This is a genomic window from Stenotrophomonas sp. 05L44_2 (genome assembly GCF_056665995.1).
The window spans coordinates 1-3,114 of the sequence record NZ_JBFTNR010000506.1 but is presented as its reverse complement, the minus strand read 5'-3'; the positions used below and the strand labels follow the sequence as shown (position 1 = coordinate 3,114).

Here is a 3,114-nt window from a genome sequence, read left to right as displayed (position 1 = left end):
GGGCATCACGGGCGATTACGGATTTGGGGGCTTCAACGGTCAGTCCTACGCCGATATCAAGGCCAAGGGCGGCCTGTTCCGCTCGGACAAGAAGTGGACGCAGTACGGGGCGCTGGATCCGGGCATTGATCGCACGTTCGACATGGCGGCTCGCCAGGTGCGCGGGGCAGCCACTGACCTGGCAAAGCAGCTGGGCGTGGATCTCTCCGGGCAACTGGCCGGGGTGAAGGTGTCGCTGGGCAAGCTGCAGCTGTCGGCGGATTCGGCGGAAGCGAAGGCCCAGCTGGAAGCCTACCTGGCCGACATGACGGACCGCCTGTTTACCGAGGCAGTGCGGGCGGCAGGGTTTGGTGGCCAGCTGGATGGCTACTTCGAAGCGTCGGATGTGTTCTCGGCCCTCAGTGCTTCCATCGCACTGGCCGTGGGCAATGCCGACGAGCTGGGCCGCGCCCTCAGCGGCATGGAGGTGGAGAAGGTCAACAAGGCCGTTGATTACTTCCAGGACCTGGCCAGCGTCGCCGGCACCGACTTGGCCACGCAGGTCCAGAAGGTGACGGGGCTGCTGGGCAACTACGCCACGCTGATGGCAGACGTTTCCACGCAGCTGATGACCGGCGACCTGTCGAGCTACCAGCAGCAGGCGCTGACCATCGAGCGCACCTACCGCCAGCAGGTGAAGTCGGCCAACGACTACGCCAAGGCGCTGGGCCTGTCCGGTGCGCGCGCTGAGGACTTGGCCAAGATCGAAGCCCTGCGGGCCATGAACATGGGCAAGTTGCAGGCGCAGATCGACAAGGACAAGAAGGCCATGCAGTACGGCCTGTCGATCAGTGACCTGTCGCCGCTGACGGACCAGGAGAAGCTGGGCCAGGCGATGAAGGAGCTGCAGCGGGCGGTGGCCGGTGGCGATACCAGCGCCGCGCAGTCGGCGGCCCAGGCGGCGCTGGGCTTCGGTCGGAACCTCTATGCCAGCGGCAAGGACTACAACGGTCTGTATGACCAGGTAACCGGCCTGATCGACGGCATGAAGGTGGGCGACCTGGACAAGGAGGATGGCACGAGCATGGGCCAACTGGCCGATGCAATCGAAGCGATGCCGGACAACTTCAGCCGTGCCGTGTTCGACCTGGTGGTGAACAAGGACGCGCAATCACAGACCACCACAGCAGTGCAGCAGGGCAATGCGCTGCTCACCGAGCAGAACCAGCTGCTGCGGGATCTGCTGGCGACCACCACCCAAGGCGTCCGCACGTCCAGCAGCAGCGCGCTGCGCAAATCTCTCAACGCTGTATACGCGAGGTAATCCGCAATGCTGGCAAGGAAACTCACGCTGGTTGAAATTGGCGTGGGCGCGCTGCCGTCCCCGTCTCCGGCGGCACCGCGCTACTCGACCTGGTTCCCGGTGGCCTATCGACCGCCGGAGGTGCCGCCGGTGGACGGGGTTGTTCCCAACCCCGTGGCCGATGGTGTGCTGATCGAATGGAACCCGGTCGACCAGGCCGGGGTGATCTACGTGATCGAGCGCGGGCCGAGCCCGCAGGGGCCGTGGACGGAGATTTACCGTACCGTCGAAACCCGTTACCTCTACAGCGACGGCAGCGGCACGAAGTGGTGGTTTCGGATCACCCCGACCGTGCGCGGAAAGCCGGGCTCTGGTTCCGTGGTGGAGGCCACGCCGTCGCCGACCACGAACGACCTGATCGAGCAGCAGCAACGGTTGGCCAAGGAGATTGCCGACCGCATCGAGGGGGACGCAATCGAGGCCGCTGCCCGGGCCGACGGGCTGGCCGATGCTGCACGCGATCTGCTGGCCGAGGCGGCGCTGCGGCAGCAGGGCGTGTCGGACGCCATGGAAGCAATCGCCCAGGAGGCGCAGCACCGAGCAGACGGCGACCTCAACGAGCGACTGGCGCGCGAGGCCGCCATCACGCTGGAGGCCGAAACCCGCCAGAGCGACGTTGAATCACTGTCGCGCGCGCTGTCGGAGATCGTGGCCGGCAGCGGCACGCAGTTCGATAGCCGGAAAATCTGGTACTTCGACACAACGGCCGAGGGCTGGACCGGCAACGGGTCCGATCCCATTGTGATCGACGGCTGGCTGCGGCCGGCCAATGGCACCGAGGCACCATGGGTGCAGTCGCCGCCGGCGTTGGAGATCGACGGCAGCGCCTATCGCTTCGCCAAGCTGCGCGTGAAGCGAGTGGGCACGCCGGTGTGGAACGGCTACCTGCAGTGGATCACGGCCGAGGACCAGAACTGGGACGTGGACAAGCGGGCGCCAATCCCCCAGCCCCTGTGGGATGACCATGGTGTGGCCACGGTCGACGTGGCGGACATTGCTTGGTGGCCGGGCGAGGTGGATGCGGTTCGCCTGCAGTTCGGCGACGAGCAGGCGGTGGCCAACTACTTCCTGGTGGATTGGGTGGCCATCGGCCGGCCGACACCGGGTGCCGGCGTGGCGCTGGTGYAGGAGGAGGCCCGGGCGCGGGTCGCGGGGGACGTTGCCGAGGCGAGCAAGCGGGAGAGCCTGGCGGCCCAGCTGCGCGGAGACTACGAGGGAACAGACCTCTCCCAGGTGGCCACCGGCTTGTTCGCGTCCGAAAGGGACGCGCGTGTCAGCGCCGATGAGGCCGCGGTGATCGCAATCGAGATCCTGCAGGCCCGGATGCCGGTCGGCGATGGGCCGCTGGCAACGGAGGCCAGCGTCACCGAGGAACGCCAGGCGCGCGCAGAAGGCGACAGCGCCAACGCCGAGGCCATTCGGCTGGTCAAGGCACGCATGCCCGCCGGCGAAGGCCTGGTGGCGTCTGTGGAAGCGCTGGAGACGGTCAGCGCCAAGGTTGAGGAAACAGAAGACGGACTGCGTGCGGTCGGGGAACGCGTCACTTCGATGACGGCGCAACTGGAGGGGGATCACGCCGGTGATGAGGACACCTTCTCTGGCGACTTGGACGTGTTCGCCGGCAGCAAAACGGTCTACACGGTCATTGCCGAGGGTGACCTAGCCAACGCGGAGGCCGTTGTGCGGCTTGATGCAAATGTCGGGCAGTTCAAGGCCCTGACCACGCAGCAGCTGCAGGCGATGGCCACTGACGTTTCCGCGCAGGCGCAGCG

The 3,114-nt window shown here is 66.7% G+C and carries 2 pseudogenes; both read left to right on the top strand.

The annotated features are described in order from the left end of the window. Nucleotides 1-1,303 (top strand): annotated as a pseudogene (locus AC1VAN_RS16555) (phage tail protein); the annotation flags it as partial. Nucleotides 1,304-1,309: 6 nt separating this feature from the next. Continuing rightward, a pseudogene (locus tag AC1VAN_RS16550) lies at nt 1,310-3,114 on the top strand (hypothetical protein); the annotation flags it as partial.